The sequence below is a fragment of the Coprobacter sp. genome (assembly GCF_982436375.1).
The window spans coordinates 1-2,906 of the sequence record NZ_CEWDCG010000282.1 but is presented as its reverse complement, the minus strand read 5'-3'; the positions used below and the strand labels follow the sequence as shown (position 1 = coordinate 2,906).

Annotated in this window: 2 protein-coding genes; both read right to left on the bottom strand. The window is 36.6% G+C overall.

Annotation, left to right across the window (positions count from 1 at the left end):
* Nucleotides 1-115: 115 nt before the first annotated feature.
* Nucleotides 116-2,275, bottom strand: coding sequence for an alpha-galactosidase (locus AC1WHX_RS11630; RefSeq protein WP_122337499.1), 2,160 nt, complete (start codon nucleotides 2,273-2,275; stop codon nucleotides 116-118).
* A 149-nt stretch (nucleotides 2,276-2,424) separates the two neighbouring features.
* Nucleotides 2,425-2,906 (bottom strand): DUF4251 domain-containing protein (locus tag AC1WHX_RS11625; RefSeq protein ID WP_481229419.1); only part of this gene is annotated, 482 nt, incomplete at its 5' end.

Genomic DNA, 2,906 nt, shown 5'->3' with positions numbered 1-2,906 from the left:
CTTCATAAAAAACACCCCAAAAGTTTTGTGTCTAACTTTTGGGGTGCAGTACAAAATGAGGCAGCTTTTTTCTTTTTATGGAAGTTTTTTTATTTGATTGAGTATATTCTTTAAATTAGTTATCCGCTGAAACTTCGATTACACGACTGTTAAGTTGCTGTGCGGTAAATAGATTTAATCCGACAGTCATTAAGAAATCTCCGGATAAAAGTTTCCCGTTATCCGGTAAGGAAGAGTTCATTCCCGGCATCAGATTGATTTCTTTTACACGGTACATTTTATTCGGATCTAATCCTTGCAGGCGTACAGGCAATGTTTTTTCGGCATAGCGGGGGTGTATATCGAATGCAAAAATTACGGCTTTATTGTTATCTTTGCTTGCATACATAGTTGAGGTATGATTCCCATCGTAAGGAGATACCAAACGATACATGTCTCCATCTAAAATAATGGGTTTTAATCGATTATAATTCTTTACTGCCGATTGACAATAGGATTTTTCATTCTCGTTCATATCCGTTAATTTTATGTCGAAGCCGAGTTTACACATCATGGCAACATCTGTCCGGAATTTTATACTGCTATTTTTATTCCATGTGGTGACATGTGCACACATGACCTTTGACGGAAAAATTTGAGAGAATCCCCATTGAATGAATAGTCTTTCTATCGGATCGGTATTATCGCTTGCCCAGAATTCCGTAAAATATTGTAAAGCTTCATAATCTGATCGTCCTCCTCCTCCGGAACAAAGCATCATCGGCAGATCGGGATATTTGTTTTTTATTCGATCCAGTACGTTGTAGAGTCCTCGGACATAATCAATATATAAATGAGATTGCTTGTCCTTAAGATAAACAGAATAAATGTTGGTAATCGGACTGTTACAATCCCATTTGAAGAAAGCAATATCCGGGTATTTGGTCATTAAATTGTCGACTACATTAAAAACATGATCTTGTACTTTCGGATTACTTAAATCCAATACTAATTGATTACGGAAATAATATTCATCACGGTTAGGTAAATGGATAACCCAGTCTTTATGTTTTTCATATAGTTCGCTTTTGGGATTCACCATTTCCGGCTCGATCCATAAACCGAATTTAATCCCTTTTTTCTTTGCGGTTTCTGTCAAGTATCCGATACCGTTGGGAAGCTTGTCTGACGTTTCTTCCCAGTCTCCCAAACCTTGGTGATCACTGCTACGCGGGTATTTATTAGCAAACCAACCATCATCGAGCAAAAACATATCTACACCCAATTCTACAGCGTCATCCATTAATTCTACGAGTTTTTCTTCATTGAAATCGAAGTATGTAGCTTCCCAGTTGTTTAATAAGGTCATACGGCTTTTTTCTCCGTCTTTGACCTGATATTTTCGTGCCCAGTCATGAAAATTTCGGCTTGCTTGACCTTTACCTGAAAAACTATAGGTGAAATAAAAATCCGGAGTACGGAAAATTTCGTTCGGTTTCAAGCTATATTCTGATGCGTACGGATTGATTCCCGATATAACACGTAATTCATTTTTATTATCTATTTCGAATGTAAAGCGGAAATTTCCGGTCCATCCTAATGTGCCGACCAGTATTTCTCCTTGGTTTTCTTCTGCTTTCCCGTCTAAAGAGAGTTGGAAGAAAGGAGAGCAAAACATGTTGGAGCGAGACCCTAATTTGGAGTCGAGTATTTTTTTTCCGAATTCCAGAGGTTGTTCTTTCATGTGTACTTCACTTGCCCAATCTCCTGAAAATTCAGTCAGGAAATATCTATTTCGATTCAAGTGCAGCATTGAAGACGCATATTTGTGTAGCTCTACCGGTTTCTTTTCTTGATGACTGATCTCTGTAAATGTTTTAATCAGGTTCTCTTTTTGATAAGTTATATAGTGCAGTTTTACCGTGACGGGATATTTATCGTCTTGCAAGGTGATAATTGTTTCATTTACGCCCGGTGAAAGTTGTTTTTCGGTATGGGATATATATTTTAGTAGTAAAGAAGGATTTCCGTCATTATGAACTACATGAATTGCCGGCTCGAAGTAGTCTTCCATGCCGTGTGTAAGATAAGCTTCTGTGCCTTGTGGCAAATAGGCAATATCGGATGTATGAAGTAACTTCTTTCCCAAATAACTTTGGTAGAGACGATTGTTCTCCCCGACTTTATAGATTAAGTCTATGTCGTCCGTACTGATTTTGATTACTTGTTTGCTTTCGGCTTTTGTCATACATGATATGCATAGAAAGCATATCAAAAAAAATATTTTCTCTTTCATCGTATTTTGTTAGGAGGTTAAAATTTATATTACAAATATACAGAAAGAATAGCGTACACTAAGGTGTAAATGTGTCATAAAATAAGAAATTTGGAGCGTATTTCTCATTTTAATTGTTTTGGGAAGAAATTGTTCCGAAATTTTTGCAGTTATAGAGACGTTCCTTTATAAATATAGGCTTTGTTCATAGGAGATATGCTTCCGTTCAAATTTAATTGTTTGCTGTTGAAATTCGGAGAAATAATTGCTGTTGCAGAGTTATTTGTCGGATGTAAGGTCAATTCGACTCTGGCAGAAATACCTGTTCCGTTTGCATAAAATTCATAACGGGTGAAACCCTTTTTGTCCGTTCTCATTTTAACGGTCGAGATATGTCCTTCTACCGTAATGCCTCCTAAACCGTTATATCCTATATATGGAATATCAAATGCTATTTGTATGACTACCCGATTTTTATTTAGGGAAATAAAATTGGTTACAGAACTTACAGATGTACTGATTCCGTTATTAAAAATGATTTGGTTCGTGTTGAAAACAAAAGTGCTGTCTTTTAATGCCGCAAGAGCTTGAGCATGATATTTCATGTCGGTGGAATCGGGAGTATTGTATTTGCGATTTTTCTTTTGGGTTA